Raw genomic sequence first — 16875 nt, 5'->3', positions numbered from 1 at the left:
ACACTAAGGAGAGATTGATGACTCATAAAAACCCGCAAACCCGCGAGTGGCAAACCCTCAGCAGTGATCACCACCTGGCACCGTTCAGTGACTTCAAGCAACTGAAGGAAAAGGGCCCGCGGATCATCACCCATGCCAAGGGTGTGTACCTCTGGGACAGTGAAGGCAATCAGATTCTCGACGGCATGGCCGGCCTGTGGTGCGTAGCCATCGGCTATGGCCGTGACGAACTGGCGGAAGCCGCCAGCAAGCAAATGCGCGAACTGCCCTATTACAACCTGTTCTTCCAGACTGCCCACCCACCGGTGCTGGAGCTGTCCAAGGCGATCGCCGATATCGCGCCAGAAGGCATGAACCACGTGTTCTTCACCGGTTCCGGCTCCGAAGGCAACGACACCATGCTGCGCATGGTCCGCCACTACTGGGCGATCAAGGGCCAGCCGAACAAGAAAACCATCATCAGCCGGGTCAATGGCTACCACGGTTCCACTGTGGCCGGTGCCAGCCTCGGCGGCATGACCTACATGCACGAGCAGGGCGACTTGCCGATCCCGGGTATCGTCCATATCCCGCAGCCTTACTGGTTCGCCGAAGGCGGCGACATGAGCCCCGAAGAGTTCGGTATCTGGGCCGCCAACCAGCTCGAAGAGAAGATCCTCGAACTGGGCGTGGACAATGTCGGGGCCTTTATCGCCGAACCGATCCAGGGCGCCGGTGGTGTGATCGTGCCGCCGGACAGCTACTGGCCGCGGATCAAGGAAATCCTTGCCAAGTACGACATCCTGTTCGTCGCCGATGAAGTGATCTGTGGCTTCGGGCGCACCGGTGAGTGGTTCGGTAGCGATTTCTACGACCTCAAGCCGGACATGATGACCATCGCCAAGGGCCTGACCTCCGGCTACATCCCCATGGGTGGGCTGATCGTGCGCGACGAAGTGGTGGCGGTGCTCAACGAGGGCGGCGACTTCAACCACGGTTTCACCTATTCCGGGCACCCGGTGGCCGCTGCCGTGGCCCTGGAAAACATCCGCATCATGCGCGAAGAGAAAATTATCCAGCGCGCCCATGAAAAAGCGGCACCGTATTTGCAGAAACGTCTGCGCGAGTTGAGCGACCACCCGCTGGTGGGCGAGGTTCGCGGGGTAGGGCTGCTGGGGGCCATCGAACTGGTCAAGGACAAGGCCACCCGGGCGCGTTACGAAGGCCGAGGCGTGGGCATGATCTGCCGGCAGTTCTGCTTCGACAACGGCCTGATCATGCGCGCGGTGGGTGACACCATGATCATTGCGCCGCCCCTGGTGATCAGCGAGGCGGAGATCGACGAGCTGGTGGCCAAGGCGCGCAAGTGTCTGGACCTGACCTTGAGTGTGCTCGAGGGCTGAGTGCTAGGCTTTGAGCGCGGTGCTTGCGGGCACTGCGTTCAAAGCAGATGTAAAAGCCTGGTCTTTTCTTGAAAGCCGGCCTTGGATCTTGCCAGACTACCCGCCGTTTTGGTTGCCCGGATATTGGCCGCTGAGCGAGTGGTTAAAAAGAATAATTGGAGCATTACGCATGAAGGCATTAGGTATGAAGTTAGCTGGCAAGACCCTCCTCGCCATGTCCCTGATGGGCGTGATGGCGGCGGCGGCACAAGCGGACGATAAAGTGCTGCACGTTTACAACTGGTCCGATTACATCGCGCCGGACACTATCAAGAAGTTTGAAGCCGAGTCGGGCATCAAGGTTGTCTACGACGTGTTCGACAGCAATGAAACCCTGGAAGCCAAGTTGCTCGCCGGCAAGTCCGGTTATGACGTTGTGGTGCCTTCCAACAACTTCCTGGCCAAGCAGATCAAGGCCGGTGTCTACCAGGAACTGGACCGCTCCAAGTTGCCGAACTGGAAGAACCTCAACGAATCGCTGCTCAAGGCGGTTTCGGTGAGCGACCCGGGCAACAAGCATGCCTTCCCTTACATGTGGGGCTCGATCGGTATCGGCTTCAACGCCGAGAAGGTCAAGGCCGCGCTGGGTGCCGATGCACCGACCAACTCCTGGGACCTGCTGTTCAAGCCTGAGAACGCTGAGAAGCTGAAGGCCTGCGGCGTCAGCTTCCTCGATTCGCCAACCGAGATGATTCCGGTGGCGCTGCACTACCTGGGCTACCCGACCGACAGCCAGGACAAGAAGCAACTGGCTGAAGCCGAAGCGCTGTTCCTCAAGATCCGTCCTTCGATCGCCTACTTCCACTCCTCCAAGTACATCTCCGACCTGGCCAACGGCAACATCTGCGTCGCCGTGGGTTACTCGGGCGACATCTACCAGGCCAAGGCCCGTGCCGCCGAAGCCGGTGACAAGGTCAAGGTCAGCTACAACATCCCCAAAGAAGGTGCTGGCAGCTTCTATGACATGGTGGCCATCCCCAAAGACGCGGAAAACGTCGAAGGCGCCTACAAGTTCATGACCTTCCTGCAAAAGCCTGAAGTCATGGCCGAAATCACCAACGCCGTGCGTTTCCCCAACGGTAACGCGGCTGCAACCCCATTGGTCGATAAAGACATCACCAGCGACCCGGGCGTCTACCCGCCAGCTGAGGTGCAGGCCAAGCTGTACGCGATCGCCGACCTGCCGGCCGCGACCCAGCGCATCCTGACCCGCAGCTGGACCAAGATCAAATCCGGCAAATAAGCCGATTTGCAGCACTCCCTGTTGCCGTCGTCGTGGCGAGGGCGGCAACAGGAAACAATTAAATGACAGAAAGTTTTGCTGGATTGGTTTATCGAGGGTAAGTTGCGCGCCGGTTTTGTTGCTGGGCAGCTTGGAGGCTGTCAGGTAGCGCGGGGCAACTTGGGCCCAACTATTTAAGAGGACCTCCACTTGCCTATTTCTTTATTTCGCAAAGCCATGCTGGCCGCCGCCGGCCTGACGCTGATGGCTGGCGTCCAGGCTGCACCGACCGTGCATATTTATAACTGGTCCGATTACATCGGTCAGAACACTCTGGCCGAGTTTGAAAAGGCCACCGGTATCAAGCCGGTGTATGACGTATTCGATTCCAATGAAACCCTGGAAGGCAAGTTGCTGGCCGGCCGTACCGGTTATGACGTGGTCGTGCCGTCCAACCACTTCCTGGGCAAGCAGATCAAGGCCGGGGCTTTCCAGAAGCTCGACAAGAGCCTGCTGACCCACTATTCGAACCTTGACCCGGTACTGCTCAAGCGTCTGGAAATGAACGATCCGGGCAACCAGTACGCGGTGCCGTACCTGTGGGGTACCAACGGCATCGGCTACAACGTCGACAAGGTCAAGGCCGCCCTGGGCGTGGACAAGATCGACTCCTGGAGCGTGCTGTTCGAGCCGGAGAACATCAAGAAGCTCAACAGCTGCGGCGTGGCCTTCCTCGACTCCGCCGACGAGATGATGCCCACGGTCCTCAACTACCTGGGCCTGAACGCCAACAGCACCAACCCCCAGGACTACAAGAAGGCCGAGGCCACGTTACTGGCAGTGCGTCCTTACGTGACCTACTTCCATTCGTCCAAGTACATCTCGGACCTGGCCAACGGCAATATCTGCGTGGCCATCGGGTTTTCCGGCGATGTGTTCCAGGCCAAGGCCCGGGCCGCCGATGCCGGCAAGGGTGTGAACATCGCCTATGCGATTCCGAAGGAGGGCGGTGCCCTGTGGTTCGACATGCTGGCGATCCCCAAGGATTCGACCAACGTCAAGCAGGCCCACGCCTTCATCAACTATTTGCTGCAACCTGAAGTGATCGCTCAGGTCAGTGACTATGTCGGTTATGCCAACCCCAACCCCGGGTCGGACAAGCTGATGGAGCAGTCCATCCGCACCGACGAAGCGGTCTACCCACCGCAGGAAGTGCTCGACAAGACCTACGTGTCCACCGAGTTGCCACCCAATATCCAACGCTTGATGACCCGCAGCTGGACCAAGGTCAAGACGGGTAAATAGTTCCACAGGCTCAAACTATCCAAGGTCCGCCCGCATGGGGCGGGCTGCAAATTTTGTTGGGAGTTTCGCAAATGGCAGTTGCCTCCGGCGCCTATAAGAAAGCCCTCGAGGGCGACCAGACACCTAAGCAGGTGCTGGTCAAAATCGACCGGGTCACGAAGAAGTTCGACGAGACGGTTGCCGTGGACGATGTGTCCCTGGAAATCAAGAAGGGCGAGATCTTCGCCCTGCTCGGCGGTTCGGGTTCAGGCAAGTCCACCTTGCTGCGGATGCTGGCCGGCTTCGAACGGCCAACGGAGGGGCGAATCTTCCTCGATGGTGTAGACATCACTGACATGCCGCCTTACGAGCGGCCGATCAACATGATGTTCCAGTCCTACGCCTTGTTCCCCCACATGACCGTGGCGCAGAACATCGCCTTCGGTCTCAAGCAGGACAAGATCCCCAGCGCGGAAATCGACGCCCGGGTGGCGGAGATGCTCAAGCTGGTGCAGATGAGCCAGTACGCCAAGCGCAAGCCGCACCAGCTCTCCGGCGGCCAGCGCCAGCGCGTGGCCCTGGCCCGTTCCCTGGCCAAGCGTCCCAAGCTGCTCTTGCTGGACGAGCCCATGGGCGCCCTGGACAAGAAGCTGCGCTCGCAGATGCAGTTGGAGCTGGTGGAGATCATCGAGCGCGTGGGCGTGACCTGCGTAATGGTGACCCACGACCAGGAAGAGGCCATGACCATGGCCGAACGCATCGCCATCATGCACCTGGGCTGGATCGCCCAGATCGGCAGCCCGATCGACATCTACGAGACCCCGGTCAGCCGCCTGGTCTGCGAATTCATCGGCAACGTCAACATCTTCGAGGGTGAAGTGGTGGACGATGCCGAGGGCCACGCCCTGATCACCTGCAAGGACCTGGACCGCAGCATCTATGTCGGCCACGGCATCAGCACTTCGGTGCAGGACAAATCGGTGACCTACGCGATCCGCCCGGAAAAGCTCCTGGTGACTGCCGAGATGCCGACCTGCGAGTACAACTGGTCCAGCGGCAAGGTCCACGACATTGCCTACCTGGGCGGCCACTCGGTGTTCTACGTCGAGCTGCCGAGCGGCAAACTGGTGCAATCCTTCGTCGCCAACGCCGAGCGCCGTGGTGCGCGGCCGACCTGGGGTGACCAGGTCTACGTCTGGTGGGAAGACGACAGCGGCGTGGTACTGCGCTCATGAACATGCGAAAGCTCAAGCGCCGACTCAATCGAATAATTCCCGGTGGCCGTCAGCTGGTCATCGGGGTTCCGTTCATCTGGCTGTTCCTGTTCTTCATGCTGCCGTTCTTCATCGTCCTGAAGATCAGCTTCGCCGAAGCGGACGTGGCCATTCCGCCGTACACCGAGATCTACAGCTACGTCGACCAGAAGCTGCAGTTGCTGCTGAACCTGGGCAACTACGCGATGCTCGGCGACGACGAACTCTATATCGCCGCCTACCTCGGCTCGCTGAAGATGGCGTTCTTCAGCACCATCCTCTGCCTGCTGATCGGCTACCCGATGGCCTACGCCATCGCCAGTGCCCGCAAGGAATTGCAGACGGTGCTGGTGCTGCTGATCATGATGCCGACCTGGACCGCGATCCTGATCCGCGTCTATGCCTGGATGGGCATCCTCAGCAATAACGGCCTGCTCAATGGCTTCCTGATGTCCATGGGCTGGATCAACGAGCCGCTGCAGATCCTCAACACCAACATCGCGGTGTATATCGGGGTGGTCTATTCCTACCTGCCGTTCATGATCCTGCCGCTGTACGCGAACCTGGTGAAACACGACACCAGCCTGCTGGAGGCCGCGGCCGACCTGGGTTCGAGTACCTTCAACAGCTTCTGGAAAATCACCGTGCCGCTGTCCAAGAACGGCATCATCGCCGGCTGCATGCTGGTGTTCATCCCGGTGGTGGGTGAGTTCGTGATTCCGGAACTGCTGGGCGGTCCGGAAACCCTGATGATCGGCAAGGTGCTGTGGCAAGAGTTCTTCAACAACCGTGACTGGCCGGTGGCTTCCGCCCTGGCGGTGGTGATGCTGGCGATCCTGATTGTGCCGATCATCCTGTTCAACCGCAGTCAGGCCAAGGAAATGGAGGGCAAGGAATGAAGCGCTTCAGTTTCTCCAGCCTGATGCTGGTGCTCGGCCTGTTGTTCATCTACCTGCCGATGCTGATCCTGGTGATCTACTCGTTCAACGCCTCCAAGCTGGTGACGGTGTGGGGCGGCTGGTCAATCAAGTGGTACATCGGCCTGCTGGATAACCAGCAACTGATGGGCTCGGTGATGCGCTCCCTGGAAATCGCCTGCTACACCGCTGTAGCGGCGGTGGCACTGGGCACCCTGGCGGCGTTCGTGCTGACCCGGATCACCCGCTTCAAGGGCCGTACCCTGTTCGGTGGCCTGGTCACCGCGCCGCTGGTGATGCCGGAAGTGATCACCGGTCTTTCCTTGCTGCTGCTGTTCGTGGCCATGGCCCAGGCGGTCGGCTGGCCTCAGGAGCGCGGCATCGTCACCATCTGGATCGCCCACACCACGTTCTGCGCCGCCTATGTGGCAGTGGTGGTGTCGGCCCGCCTGCGTGAGCTGGACCTGTCCATCGAAGAGGCGGCCATGGACCTGGGCGCGCGGCCGTGGAAGGTGTTCTTCCTGATCACCATCCCGATGATCGCGCCTTCGCTGGCGGCCGGCGGCATGATGTCCTTCGCCCTGTCCCTGGATGACCTGGTACTGGCCAGCTTCGTCTCCGGCCCGGGTTCCACCACCTTGCCGATGGAAGTGTTCTCGGCGGTGCGCCTGGGGGTGAAGCCGGAGATCAACGCCGTGGCCAGCCTGATCCTGCTGGCGGTGTCCCTGGTGACCTTCCTGGTCTGGTTCTTCAGCCGGCGCGCCGAAGAAGCCCGCAAGCGGGCGATCCAGCAGGCCATCGAGGAAAGCGCTGCCGACTCCTGGAAACAGCCGGACGTGCGTCGGGCCCAGGCGCCGGAAACCGCCTGACTTGCAGTTGTGTCATCAAAAAACCTCGCCCCGGTTTCCGGGAGCGAGGTTTTTTATTGGCCCTTGCCGGGGCAAGCGTCCTTCAGAAGGGGATTGGGCTTGCGGGTCTCTTCGCTGGCCAGCCAGCTCCTGCAACGGAGGTGGTGGGTCAGGATTGCCAGGGTGAACGGCGAATCACCTCGACGAAATTCAACGCCTTGAACCCTGGCTGCTGGTCGGCCAGGACGTCGGTCTTGACGTTGCCGAAGGTGGTTTGCGGGCGATGGCGCAGGCCGTCGGCGAAGGCGCAGATGATGCATTCCTTGAAGCCTTCACCGCGCGGGTGGGCGTGGACCACGGCTTCACGCTGGGCCGCGGGGAACGCGGCGTAGTCGATGCCCAGCACATCCATCTCGACCCCGGCGGTGACCAGGGCCACGGTAGGGCGCAGGTGCTGGGGGATGCCTGGGGTGGTGTGCAAGGCGATGGACAGCCAGACCTGCTCGATATCGTCGGCGCTGAGGCCGTAGGGCTGGAGAAAGTCGCGTGCGGCGTTGGCGCCGTCGACTTCGAAGCGCTGGTCGGCGCTGCGCAGGCCCTCCACCAACCCCAGGTCGTGGAACATGGCGCCGACGTAGAGCAACTGCGGGTCGTAAGCCAGCTGCCGGCGTTCGCCGCTCAGGGCGCCGAACAGGAACACCCGGCGCGAGTGGTGATAAAGCAGGTCGGATTCGACATCGCGGATGTACTCGGTGGTGGCCCGGGCCAGGGCGCTGTCGGGTATCCGGATCCCGGCGATGGTGGAGCTCATGGGGCGTTCCTCGTGGCGGGCGCCGTGCTGGCGCTGGAGCCTTCAGTCTGTTACCGGGCCTTTCGGCCCACAATCGCACCGGGGCTGTGATCCCGGCCAACCTGCGCGCATTTCCTGCCAGTGCTATGTTCCCCCGAGCTTTGCTTGCGACAATTGCCCGCCGCTCGGGGTTGCCGGGCGCGGGTCATAGAGGGCTGTTTGCACCATGGGTAGAAGCGTTGCCGTGCTGGTTTTTCCGGGTGTCCAGGCCCTCGATGTCACCGGGCCCATGGATGTGTTTTGCGAAGCCAACCGGTTTCTGCCGGCCGAGGATCATTACCGCTTGCGGGTGATTGGCGTCGAGGCTGGGGCGCAGGCCTGTTCCAATGGCCTGCTGTTGCAGGCCCATTGTTCCTTCACCCAGGCCCTGGAGCCCTTTGACCTGTTGCTGGTGGCGGGCGGCCCACAGGTGCCTGGCAGCCAGTTCAGCCCGGCCTTCTACGCCTGGCTGCGCGAGGCCTGCGCCCGGGCCAAGGGCTTCGGCTCGATCTGCAACGGCGCGTTCATCCTGGCCCGGGCCGGGTTGCTGGAAGGGCGCACGGTGACCACCCACTGGAGCGATGCACCGGCGCTGGCTGCGCTGTGCCCTGGCACCCGGGTCGAGGCTGATCGCCTGTACGTCCGGGACGGCAGGCTGTTCACTTCGGCGGGGGTCACCGCCGGCATCGACCTGTCGCTGTACCTGCTGGCCCAGGATCATGGTGCGGGGGTGGCCCTGAGCGTGGCCAAGCGTCTGGTGGTGTTCACCCAGCGCACGGGGGGGCAGTCGCAGTTCAGCCCGTTTCTGCTGCCCCAGGCCGAGACCACCTCCACCGTGGCTCGGGTCCAGCAGCATGTGCAGGACCGGTTGCAGGCGGACCTGAGCATTGCCGAGCTGGCCCGGGCGGTGAACATGAGCCCGCGCAACTTTGCCCGAGTGTTCGTTCGAGAAGCGGGGGTGACTCCGGCGGAATTTGTCGAAGGCGCGCGGATGGATGCGGCGCGGGGGATGCTCGAACGCAGCGCGGCGCCGCTCAAGACCGTGGCCTACGCCTGCGGTTTTCGCGATGCCCAGCACATGCGCAGCGTGTTCAACCGGCGCCTGGGGCTGACCCCGCAACAGTTCCGCCTGAACTTCAGCACCGTACCCTTGTAGGAGCCGGCTTGCCGGCGAAGGCGTCCTTCAGCGGAGTGCAGGGCTTGCGGGCCTCTTCGCTGGCCAGCTCGCTTCTACACCCGCCGCTGGTCAAGGCGCGGGGACCCGGGGGCGTGCCGGCAGCAGCTTCAGGGTGCTGCGGGTGTTGGCGGTGACTTCCTCGTCGCTGAAGTGCGCCTGCTGGTAGACCCCTTCGATATAGGCTTCGGCCTGATCGTCGTAGTGCTTGTCGAACAGCACGCCACTCTGGCCCACCGGGTTGATGGTCAGGCTGTGGGCCGGGTCGGCGAAGTCGATGATGCGCCGGGTCGAGGGCCCGTAGACTACTGACCAGGGCGCCGGGCCGATCTTGGCGGTGAGGTTGTTCGGCACTTCGTGGCTACCGGGGGCGTCCAGGGGGCCGACGTTGAACAGCCGGTCCAGGGGCTTCTGCATGCCCAGCGGGTGGCCGTGGGTCAGCGTGTGGGCCTGGCCCCAGCGCCATTGCGCCGGGTTGGCGCCCAGGGTCAGGCGCAGGTGGTCGATACTGGCGCGCCAGGCCAGCTTGACCGTGTCGGCGCGGCTTTCGCGCTGGGGCGTGGTGCGGTTGTCCCACCAGGGCGAGTCGGGGTCCGCCGCCAGCCGGGGCAGGGCGGCGTCCACCACCCGGGCCTGGATCAGGGCGTCGAAATAGGCGTCGCCGAGTTTTTCATGGAAAGTGGCATCGGCCAGGTTGAACAGGAACTGGTTGAACAGCGTCGCGCTGGTGGATTCCAGTGGATAGTCGCCCTGCCATTTCGCCAGTTGCTCCACCAGCTTCAGTTCCTCGGGGTCGCTGACCACTTCACGCAACACCGGCAACAGCGGCGCCAGCAAGCGCGGCCCGTAGGCGGTGGTGGTGCCCAACTGCAGTTTCTGGGTGTTCTCCAGGTCCCATTTCTGACTCTTGTCGCTGAGCTGCCGATCCAGTTGCTGACCACGGTCGGCCAGGTTGTAGTAGCCGGGGATCTCCATGCCGGTGGGGGATACCGGCTGGAAGTTGGCCGAGACGATATAGCCCCGGGCCGGGTTCTCTTCCTGGGGGTTGGCGCTGAAGGGGTAGAAGCCTTCCTTGTCCGCCAGGCTGGTGCTGCCATCGAGGATGAAGGCCGGCTTGGCCCCCGCCGGGCGCTTGGGCAGGAGCGCCGCCGCCCACCAGCCGATGTCGCCCTTGGCGTTGGCCCAGACGATGTTCAGGCCCGGTGCATGGACCTTGGCGGCCGCAGCGCGGACCTTGGCCAGGGTGTCTGCGCGGTTGAGCTGGTAGAAGCCGTCGAGGATCGGGTTCGGGGTTTCCAGAAAACCCCACCACATGGCGATCGGCGCCTTGCCCACGGTGGTGCCGAGCATGTCGTTGATGATCGGGCCGTGGGGCGACTGGCGCAGAGTAAGGGTTACCGGTGCCTGGCCCTTAACTGCGATCTGCTGCTCGCTGGTGATCAGGTCCACCCACTTGTCGTGGAACCAGACCTGATTGGGGTTCTCCGGGTTGACCTTTTCGGCGATCAGGTCGAGGTCATCGTTCTGGAACATGGTCAGGCTCCAGCCGAAGTCCAGGTTGTGGCCGAGGAAGGCGAAGGGCACCAGGGCCTGGTGATGACCGTAGAGTTCAAAGCCAGGGGCCGAGAGCTGGGCCTCGTACCACACCGACGGCAGCGAGTAGCGGATATGCGGGTCGCCGGCCAGCAGCGCGCGGCCGCTCTTGGTCCGCGAGCCGGAAACCACCCAGGCATTGCTGCCCTCGAATTGCGGCAGCCCGGCTTCTTCCAGGGCTTGCAGGCTCAGGCGGGCGATCCGGCCCAGGCCCTGCCAGTCGACGGTGGCCAGTGGCGCTGAAGGTGGGGTCTTGCCCTTGGCCAGCACGCCCTTGGGCTGCCAGTCGAGGTCGAACACCTTTAGGTAGTCATTGCCCAGTTCGTCGCGGATGTAGGTCAGCAGCGGCTCGGTGCGAAAGGCCATGGCAAAGCTGTAGGCCATGAAACCGGCGACGCTGACGGTGTCTTCTGCGGTGAAAGGCCGCTTGCGGATACCCAGGACGTCGAACTCGATGGGGCTGGCGTGGCTGTCCTGATACTGGTTGATGCCGTCCAGATAGGCTTCCAGGGCCTTCCAGGCGGGTGACTGATGGTCGAGCCCGGCGATATAGCTGTCGGCCCGTTCGCGAATCCGCAGGCTGCGGAACAGTTTGTCGGTGTCCACCAGCTTGGGCCCCAGCACCTCTGCTAGCTCGCCCCGGGACAGGCGCCGCAGCACTTCCATCTGGAACAGCCGGTCCTGGGCGTGCACGTAGCCCAGGGCGCGGTACAGGTCGGCTTCGTTTTCGGCGCGAATGTGCGGCACCCCGCGTTCGTCGTAACGCACGGTGACCGAGCCTTGCAGGCCATTGAGCTCGACCTGGCCCTGACGCGTCGGCTGCTTGCTGTACAGGTAGCCGGCAAGCCCTGCCAGCAGGGCGAGGATCAGTACGGCGACGACGGTCAGGCTGCGTTTCATGCGGGCTCCTTGCTGTTGTTGTATTCAATGCCGCCTTGGGAGAGCTGCAGAGATTTAGCACAAGTCAGGGGCCCCGCGCAGGAGGCAGTCCTTGATTAGTCGCGAATGCCTTGTTCGGCCGGCCAGGGGCAGTAGCAGCCGATGGCCAGGGTGTGGGTGGCGCTGACCGGGCGATTGTCCTCAAGGGCCTGGAGGATGGGCTCGATGAAGCTGTTGCTGGAATTGCAGGTCAGGCCTTCGCTGTAGGGGCCGAAGTAGGCCAGCTTGCCGTTGCGGTCCCAGATCGCCACTGCCGGGCTGGCGGGGATCTGTTCCGCTCCGGGCACGCTGTCGAGGTGCTTCAGGCGGCTCAGGGTGGCGGGTAGCTGGCCATGGCTGCCGGGCTTCTGTACGGCATAGAACTCCACGCCCCGCGGGCCATAGGTTTCGATCAGCTCGGCCAGGTGCTGCTGGTTACCGACATTGCAGGGGCAGGCCGGGTCCCAGAAATGTACCAGGCGGATCGCCCCGGGGCCGGCCAGTTCGGCGGGCAGTTGCAACGGGTCGCCGGAGAACATCGCGGTGTGCTCGCTGAACGCCCGCAGATAGCGGCCCTGGAACCATTCGTAGGCGTTCCACAGCACCACGGCGCAGATCAGGACGAGCAGGCTGGCAAGCAGGGGCGTGCGGTAAGACTGGCGCATTAAGATCGGTCCTCGAAGGTCGCGTAGCTTGCCATGCTTGCCGCGACAGATGAATATCGCAGGCCCAGAAAGCCCGTTTTGTCGCCGGTACCCCCGCTTTGGAATTCTCTATGCCCGCCACTTTCGACCCCGACCACCTGCGTGCCAGCCTGCAACCTCTGGTCGCCGGGCAGCCTTTGTCGGTGGAGGGGCAGGCTTACCAGCGCTTCTATGGGCTGGATTTCGCCGGACGGGCGCTGGTGCCGCGCAGCCGCCTGGGGCGTTTCCAGGTGGACGGCTACGAAGTGGTGAGCCAGGTCTGGTGGCCGGAGCAGCCACGGGCCACGCTGTTTCTGTTCCACGGCTTCTACGACCACATGGGCTTGTACCGGCATGTGATCGAGTGGGCGCTGCAACGGCGTTTCGTGGTGATTTCCTGCGACCTGCCCGGGCACGGCCTTTCCAGTGGCGAGCGGGCCAGTATCGATGATTTCGCGGTGTACCAGCGGGTGCTGCAAGGCCTGTTCGCCGAGGCCCGGTCCCTGGAGCTCCCCGAGCCCTGGCACCTGTTCGGGCAAAGCACCGGCGGCGCGATCATCATGGACCACCTGCTCAACCAGGGCGCCGAGAGCCCGGCCCAGGGGCAGGTGATGCTGCTCTCGCCGCTGGTGCGGCCGCGGGCCTGGGGCTGGTCGATGCTCAGTTATTACGCGCTGCGGCCCTTCGTCACCGGCATTGCCCGGCGCTTCAGTGAAAACTCCAACGACCCGGATTTCCTCGCGTTCCTGCAGGTCGACCCGTTGCAGCCGCAACGCTTGCCGACGGCCTGGGTGGGAGCGCTGTCGCGCTGGATCAAGCGCCTGGAGGCGGCGCCCCGCAGCTCCAGGCAGCCGTTGATCGTTCAGGGGGATGCGGACATGACCGTGGACTGGCAGCACAATCTGCAGGTGATTCGCGGCAAGTTCGCCGCGCCCGAGCTATTGATGCTGCCCGATGCGCGGCACCACCTGGCCAATGAAATCCCGTTGTATCGCGATCAGTACTTCGCCTTTCTGACCCAGCACCTCTAGAGATTGGTGCAGCCGCTGCCGCAGGCTGCGAACGGCCCGAAGGGACGCAAGAGCCCAAGGCTACTGCAGGCTCGTCAGGCGAGTGCCAGGCAAGGGCCTGCGGGCTCGGCAGCGGTCACAGGCGAGTTGCCGGGTCAGGGGACGAGGCTGGAAGTGCTCTGGCCGACCGCCAGGCCGGCGCGAATCGCTGCCAGGGCGGCCTGGTAGTAGGCCTTGCCTTCGCTGGATTCGGCGAAGGTGGCGAACTCTTCCAGCTCCGTGTCGGACAGATCCCGATAGACGTACAGCAAGGTGTTGTTCAGGTCATTGCCGATCTGCTGCATCAGCCGCTGGCGCTGGCCGTTGAGCATGCCCTGGGCCTGGCCGCCCCCCAGCAGGCCGGGAATCATCTGGCTCAGGCTATCGGCAGCGACACCGGCAATCGCCAGGCTCACCTCTGCACCCGCTTCCCGGGCCGGCAGGGCCTGGGCCAGGTGGCCGATGATCAACTGGCGGTTGTCGCTGGCCTGCATCTTCGGCAGGCCCTGGGCGTTCTTGGCCAGCTGGTCGCGGCGGGTCGCCAGCAGTTCGGCGGCGACGATCTTGCGGCCCAGGGGCGACTGGAAGAAGGCCAGGGCCGGTGCGGGGTCCGCCAGGTTCTGCCGCAGTTGGGCCTCGGCGCGACGGTCCACGGCCTGGGGTGCGAAGCGCTGGTTGCTGTTGTCCACCAGGGCTTGATAGACCGCCGGCGGCAGGCTGCTCTGGTAGCGCTGCTGGGCGGCGCTGAGAGCATCGTTGAAATGCGCGCGCTGTTGCGCCCAACCGGCGACCTGGTACAACTGGTCGTGGCTGTCTGCCCAGGCAGGCAAGGCGCAGAAGATCAACAGTGAGAAAAGCAAACGGCGCATAAGGACTCCTGTCAGCAGGCGACTATTCTCCGGGGCAAGAGGGTGGTTGTCGAGAATTCGTATCAGCATCCCTCGGCAAACCGATGATGTGTAAGCCCATTGAAAAAAATGCTTCATCCTTCGCTCTGCGGCTCTGTCAGATTTTTCTGAGGCTGGATACTATGCGCGCCATGCAAATACCCTCTGATCATCCGCTGTTGTTGAACATTGTCGACGACCTGGCCGCCTGTGGCTGGTCGCAGCAAAATGTCTTCCTGTCCGAGGCTCTGACCCTCGAACTGGCGGCTGAGTGCCGTAAACGTGCGGCTGAAGGTGAACTGGCGCCGGCGGCGGTAGGACGCGGGCCGGCCCAGGAGATCCGCGAGGGTATACGCGGCGACCATATCCAGTGGCTCGAGCCCGGTCAGGCCCAGGCCTGCGATAGCTACCTGGAACTGATGGACAGCCTGCGCGAGGCTCTGAACCGAGGCCTGTTCCTCGGGCTTGAAGATTTCGAATGCCATTTCGCGATGTACCCGCCGGGAGCCTTCTACAAGCGCCACGTGGATCGCTTTCGCGATGACGACCGGCGCATGGTCTCGGCGGTGGTCTACCTCAATGAGGAGTGGCTGCCCGAGCAGGGCGGGCAATTGCGCATGTACCTCAATGACCGGGGGCAATACGATGTAGTCCCTGTCGGGGGGCGGCTGGTGGTGTTTCTTTCCGGCGAAGTCCCCCATGAAGTCATGCCCGCGACCCGGGAACGCCTGTCCCTGACCGGCTGGTTCCGGCGCCGTGGTAACGAGCCGTTCTAAATATGCACAAGATCCTGGTCAGCCGCTGCCTGTTGGGCCACCGCGTACGCTACGACGGCGGTGCCAGCGGCCCGTTCGATCAACTGGCCGCCTGGCAGCAAGAGGGACGAGTGGTTGCCTTGTGTCCGGAGGTTGCTGGTGGTTTGCCCACTCCACGGGCGCCGGCGGAGATCCCCGGCGGGCAGGGTGTCGATGTGCTCGAGGGGCGGGCACCGGTGATGACCTGCGAAGGTGAAGATGTCAGCGCCCAGTTCCTGGCTGGCGCCCGCCAGGCCCTGGAGCTGGTGGAAAAGCACCGGATCCGCGTTGCCGTGCTCAAGGCCCACAGCCCATCCTGCGGCAACCTGCTGACCTATGACGGCAGCTTCAGCGGGGTCAAGGTTTCGGGGGAGGGCGTCACCGCCGCGTTGCTCAAGCAGCACGGGGTGCAAGTCTTCAGCGAGCTGCAACTGCCCGAGGCCGCCAGCGCCCTGGCCGCATTGTCCTCGTAGCCGCTGCCGAGTTTTAGCGAGGCTGCGAAAAGGCCCTAAGGGCCTTGCTTGACGATTTCCCGCCGACCTCTAGCAGCCATGAAGCCCCTGGGTCCCTTCGGGCCGTTCGCAGGTTGCGGCTACAGGTCAATCCAGGCAGCTTGTGTCGTTTACTGCCCGGCTTCGGCCTTCGGCGGTTTGCTCGCGTCCATGCCGAACCATTTCTCCGACAGGGCCATCAGGCGCCCGTCGGCCTTGATCCGCTGCAAGGCGCTGTCCAGGCTCGCGCGAAACGCTGGGTTACCTTTCTGGAAGGGGATCGCCAGGCTCAGGGTCGGTCCGACCTTGGCGCCTTCTTTCACCGGCAGGCGGCTGTCGCGAATGGCGTAGGGAATCAGCAGGCGATCGCTGATGGCAGCGTCGATCTGCTTGTCCGCCACGTCCTTGATCGGCTGCTGGGCATCGGCGTAGCTGCGCAGGTTGATCCCTTCCACAGTCCGCGCCTGATCGACGAACTGGCTGCCCTGGGCCACCCCCAGCGCCTGGCCGCGCAGGGCCTGCAGGGAAAACAGCGGACGCTGCTCTTCCTTGCGCACAATCAACTGCGCACTGGAATAGCTGTAGGGTTCGCTGAAATCGAAACGATCCTTGAGTTCCGGGGTCATTGCTATGTGGTTGATCGCCACGTCGAACTTGCCGCTTTCCACTCCCGGGAGCAGTTCGGCGGCCTCGGTCACCACGAAGTCCGCGCGTACGTCCAGTTCACTGGCCAGCAGTTGCCCCAACTCCACCTCGAAACCGGTGAGTTTGCCGTCGTCCTTGAAATTGAAGGGTGGCGTATCGGCTTCCAGGGCGATGCGCAGCTCGCCGCGGTCATTGATATCGTCCATCAGTTCGGCTTGAGCGCAAGTGCTCGCAAGGGGCAGCAAAAGTAACAGGCCAGGCAGGAAACGCATGGTCACTCCTTGAATTTATATGAGCGATGCGCCGTTCAGGCTCGCTTTGCTAAGGTGTTGAGTGCCTTCGACAACGAATTGCCACGAAGTTGTCATAACCGTAAAAGATTTGCGGAAAAACTGGAGAAGATAATGAAAATTTTTATGTCGCGTGCTGCTTTGGCCGGTCTGTTGCTGGGAACCTCGATGCTGGCCGGTGCAGCGGAAATTCCGCGTACCGAGGCACCTGCCGGCGCCAAGGTGACTATCGTTTCCCCGGCCGACGGGGCCACCGTGGACAAGACCTTCAAGGTCAAGTTCGGCGTTGAAGGCATCGCCCTGGCTCCGGCGGGCGATCAGACCGCCAACACCGGCCACCATCACCTGCTGATCGATGTCGATCAGTTGCCTGCCGAGAACCTGCCGATCCCGATGGACGCCAACCACCTGCACTTCGGCAAGGCCCAGACCGAAACCGAAGTGACCCTGACACCCGGCAAGCACACCCTGCAACTGGAACTGGGGGACAAGAACCACGTGCCTTTCAACCCGGTGATCGTTTCCAAGAAAATCACAGTAACAGTGAAATAATCGTAAACACGATAAAAAAGGGAGC

At 62.9% G+C, this 16875-nt stretch carries 16 protein-coding genes; 11 read left to right on the top strand and 5 right to left on the bottom strand.

Annotation, left to right across the window (positions count from 1 at the left end):
• Positions 1 to 17 precede the first annotated feature (17 nt).
• The 6 genes from PFLCHA0_RS29330 to PFLCHA0_RS29305 all read left to right on the top strand — a co-directional run bounded on the left by PFLCHA0_RS29330 (position 18) and on the right by PFLCHA0_RS29305 (position 6966).
• Positions 18 to 1382, top strand: coding sequence for an aspartate aminotransferase family protein (locus tag PFLCHA0_RS29330; RefSeq protein ID WP_011064100.1), 1365 nt, complete (start codon positions 18 to 20; stop codon positions 1380 to 1382).
• 184 nt (positions 1383 to 1566) lie between these two features.
• Positions 1567 to 2664, top strand: coding sequence for a polyamine ABC transporter substrate-binding protein (locus PFLCHA0_RS29325; protein ID WP_026020018.1), 1098 nt, complete (start codon positions 1567 to 1569; stop codon positions 2662 to 2664).
• A 189-nt stretch (positions 2665 to 2853) separates the two neighbouring features.
• Positions 2854 to 3948: a polyamine ABC transporter substrate-binding protein gene (locus PFLCHA0_RS29320; RefSeq protein WP_015637412.1), complete on the top strand. Its 1095-nt coding sequence runs from the start codon at positions 2854 to 2856 to the stop codon at positions 3946 to 3948.
• A gap of 71 nt (positions 3949 to 4019) precedes the next feature.
• Positions 4020 to 5162, top strand: coding sequence for an ABC transporter ATP-binding protein (locus PFLCHA0_RS29315; protein WP_011064097.1), 1143 nt, complete (start codon positions 4020 to 4022; stop codon positions 5160 to 5162).
• Positions 5163 to 5197: 35 nt separating this feature from the next.
• Positions 5198 to 6079, top strand: a complete 882-nt coding sequence (locus PFLCHA0_RS29310) for an ABC transporter permease subunit (protein ID WP_169892555.1) — start codon at positions 5198 to 5200, stop codon at positions 6077 to 6079.
• Entirely contained in the window at positions 6076 to 6966 is an 891-nt protein-coding gene (locus tag PFLCHA0_RS29305; RefSeq protein ID WP_011064095.1) for an ABC transporter permease subunit, read from the top strand. Before PFLCHA0_RS29310 ends, PFLCHA0_RS29305 begins: the two co-directional genes overlap by 4 nt.
• 148 nt (positions 6967 to 7114) lie before the next feature.
• On the opposite strand, the gene PFLCHA0_RS29300 is transcribed toward PFLCHA0_RS29305, so the two are convergent.
• Positions 7115 to 7756, bottom strand: a complete 642-nt coding sequence (locus PFLCHA0_RS29300; RefSeq protein WP_011064094.1) for an HD domain-containing protein — start codon at positions 7754 to 7756, stop codon at positions 7115 to 7117.
• 205 nt (positions 7757 to 7961) lie between these two features.
• Here PFLCHA0_RS29300 and PFLCHA0_RS29295 point away from each other — a divergent pair, with 205 nt between their 5' ends.
• Complete coding sequence (locus PFLCHA0_RS29295) at positions 7962 to 8930, top strand: GlxA family transcriptional regulator (protein ID WP_015637411.1); 969 nt, start codon at positions 7962 to 7964, stop codon at positions 8928 to 8930.
• A 90-nt stretch (positions 8931 to 9020) separates the two neighbouring features.
• Here the strand turns inward: PFLCHA0_RS29295 and PFLCHA0_RS29290 are convergent, their stop codons facing one another.
• Both PFLCHA0_RS29290 and PFLCHA0_RS29285 read right to left on the bottom strand, forming a co-directional pair.
• On the bottom strand, positions 9021 to 11441 hold the full coding sequence (locus PFLCHA0_RS29290; protein ID WP_015637410.1) for a penicillin acylase family protein: 2421 nt from the start codon (positions 11439 to 11441) through the stop codon (positions 9021 to 9023).
• A gap of 95 nt (positions 11442 to 11536) precedes the next feature.
• Entirely contained in the window at positions 11537 to 12124 is a 588-nt protein-coding gene (locus PFLCHA0_RS29285; RefSeq protein ID WP_015637409.1) for a DUF6436 domain-containing protein, read from the bottom strand.
• Between the two features lie 110 nt (positions 12125 to 12234).
• Here PFLCHA0_RS29285 and bipL point away from each other — a divergent pair, with 110 nt between their 5' ends.
• Positions 12235 to 13173, top strand: a complete 939-nt coding sequence (gene bipL / locus PFLCHA0_RS29280) for a phospholipase BipL (RefSeq protein WP_015637408.1) — start codon at positions 12235 to 12237, stop codon at positions 13171 to 13173.
• A 134-nt stretch (positions 13174 to 13307) separates the two neighbouring features.
• On the opposite strand, the gene PFLCHA0_RS29275 is transcribed toward bipL, so the two are convergent.
• The gene (locus PFLCHA0_RS29275) at positions 13308 to 14060 is read right to left on the bottom strand and encodes a DUF2059 domain-containing protein (RefSeq protein ID WP_015637407.1); all 753 of its coding nucleotides are present in this window, start codon (positions 14058 to 14060) and stop codon (positions 13308 to 13310) included.
• A 161-nt stretch (positions 14061 to 14221) separates the two neighbouring features.
• Here PFLCHA0_RS29275 and PFLCHA0_RS29270 point away from each other — a divergent pair, with 161 nt between their 5' ends.
• Positions 14222 to 14854, top strand: coding sequence for a 2OG-Fe(II) oxygenase (locus PFLCHA0_RS29270; RefSeq protein ID WP_011064088.1), 633 nt, complete (start codon positions 14222 to 14224; stop codon positions 14852 to 14854).
• A gap of 2 nt (positions 14855 to 14856) precedes the next feature.
• Entirely contained in the window at positions 14857 to 15345 is a 489-nt protein-coding gene (locus PFLCHA0_RS29265) for a 2-thiouracil desulfurase family protein (RefSeq protein ID WP_011064087.1), read from the top strand.
• A 149-nt stretch (positions 15346 to 15494) separates the two neighbouring features.
• On the opposite strand, the gene PFLCHA0_RS29260 is transcribed toward PFLCHA0_RS29265, so the two are convergent.
• Positions 15495 to 16280, bottom strand: a complete 786-nt coding sequence (locus PFLCHA0_RS29260; RefSeq protein ID WP_011064086.1) for a transporter substrate-binding domain-containing protein — start codon at positions 16278 to 16280, stop codon at positions 15495 to 15497.
• Positions 16281 to 16412: 132 nt separating this feature from the next.
• Here PFLCHA0_RS29260 and PFLCHA0_RS29255 point away from each other — a divergent pair, with 132 nt between their 5' ends.
• Positions 16413 to 16850: a DUF4399 domain-containing protein gene (locus PFLCHA0_RS29255; protein ID WP_011064085.1), complete on the top strand. Its 438-nt coding sequence runs from the start codon at positions 16413 to 16415 to the stop codon at positions 16848 to 16850.
• The last annotated feature ends 25 nt before the right edge of the window (positions 16851 to 16875 follow it).

Source organism: Pseudomonas protegens CHA0 (assembly GCF_000397205.1).
Classification (GTDB): domain Bacteria; phylum Pseudomonadota; class Gammaproteobacteria; order Pseudomonadales; family Pseudomonadaceae; genus Aquipseudomonas; species Aquipseudomonas protegens.
This window is presented reverse-complemented; position numbering and strand designations above follow the sequence as displayed.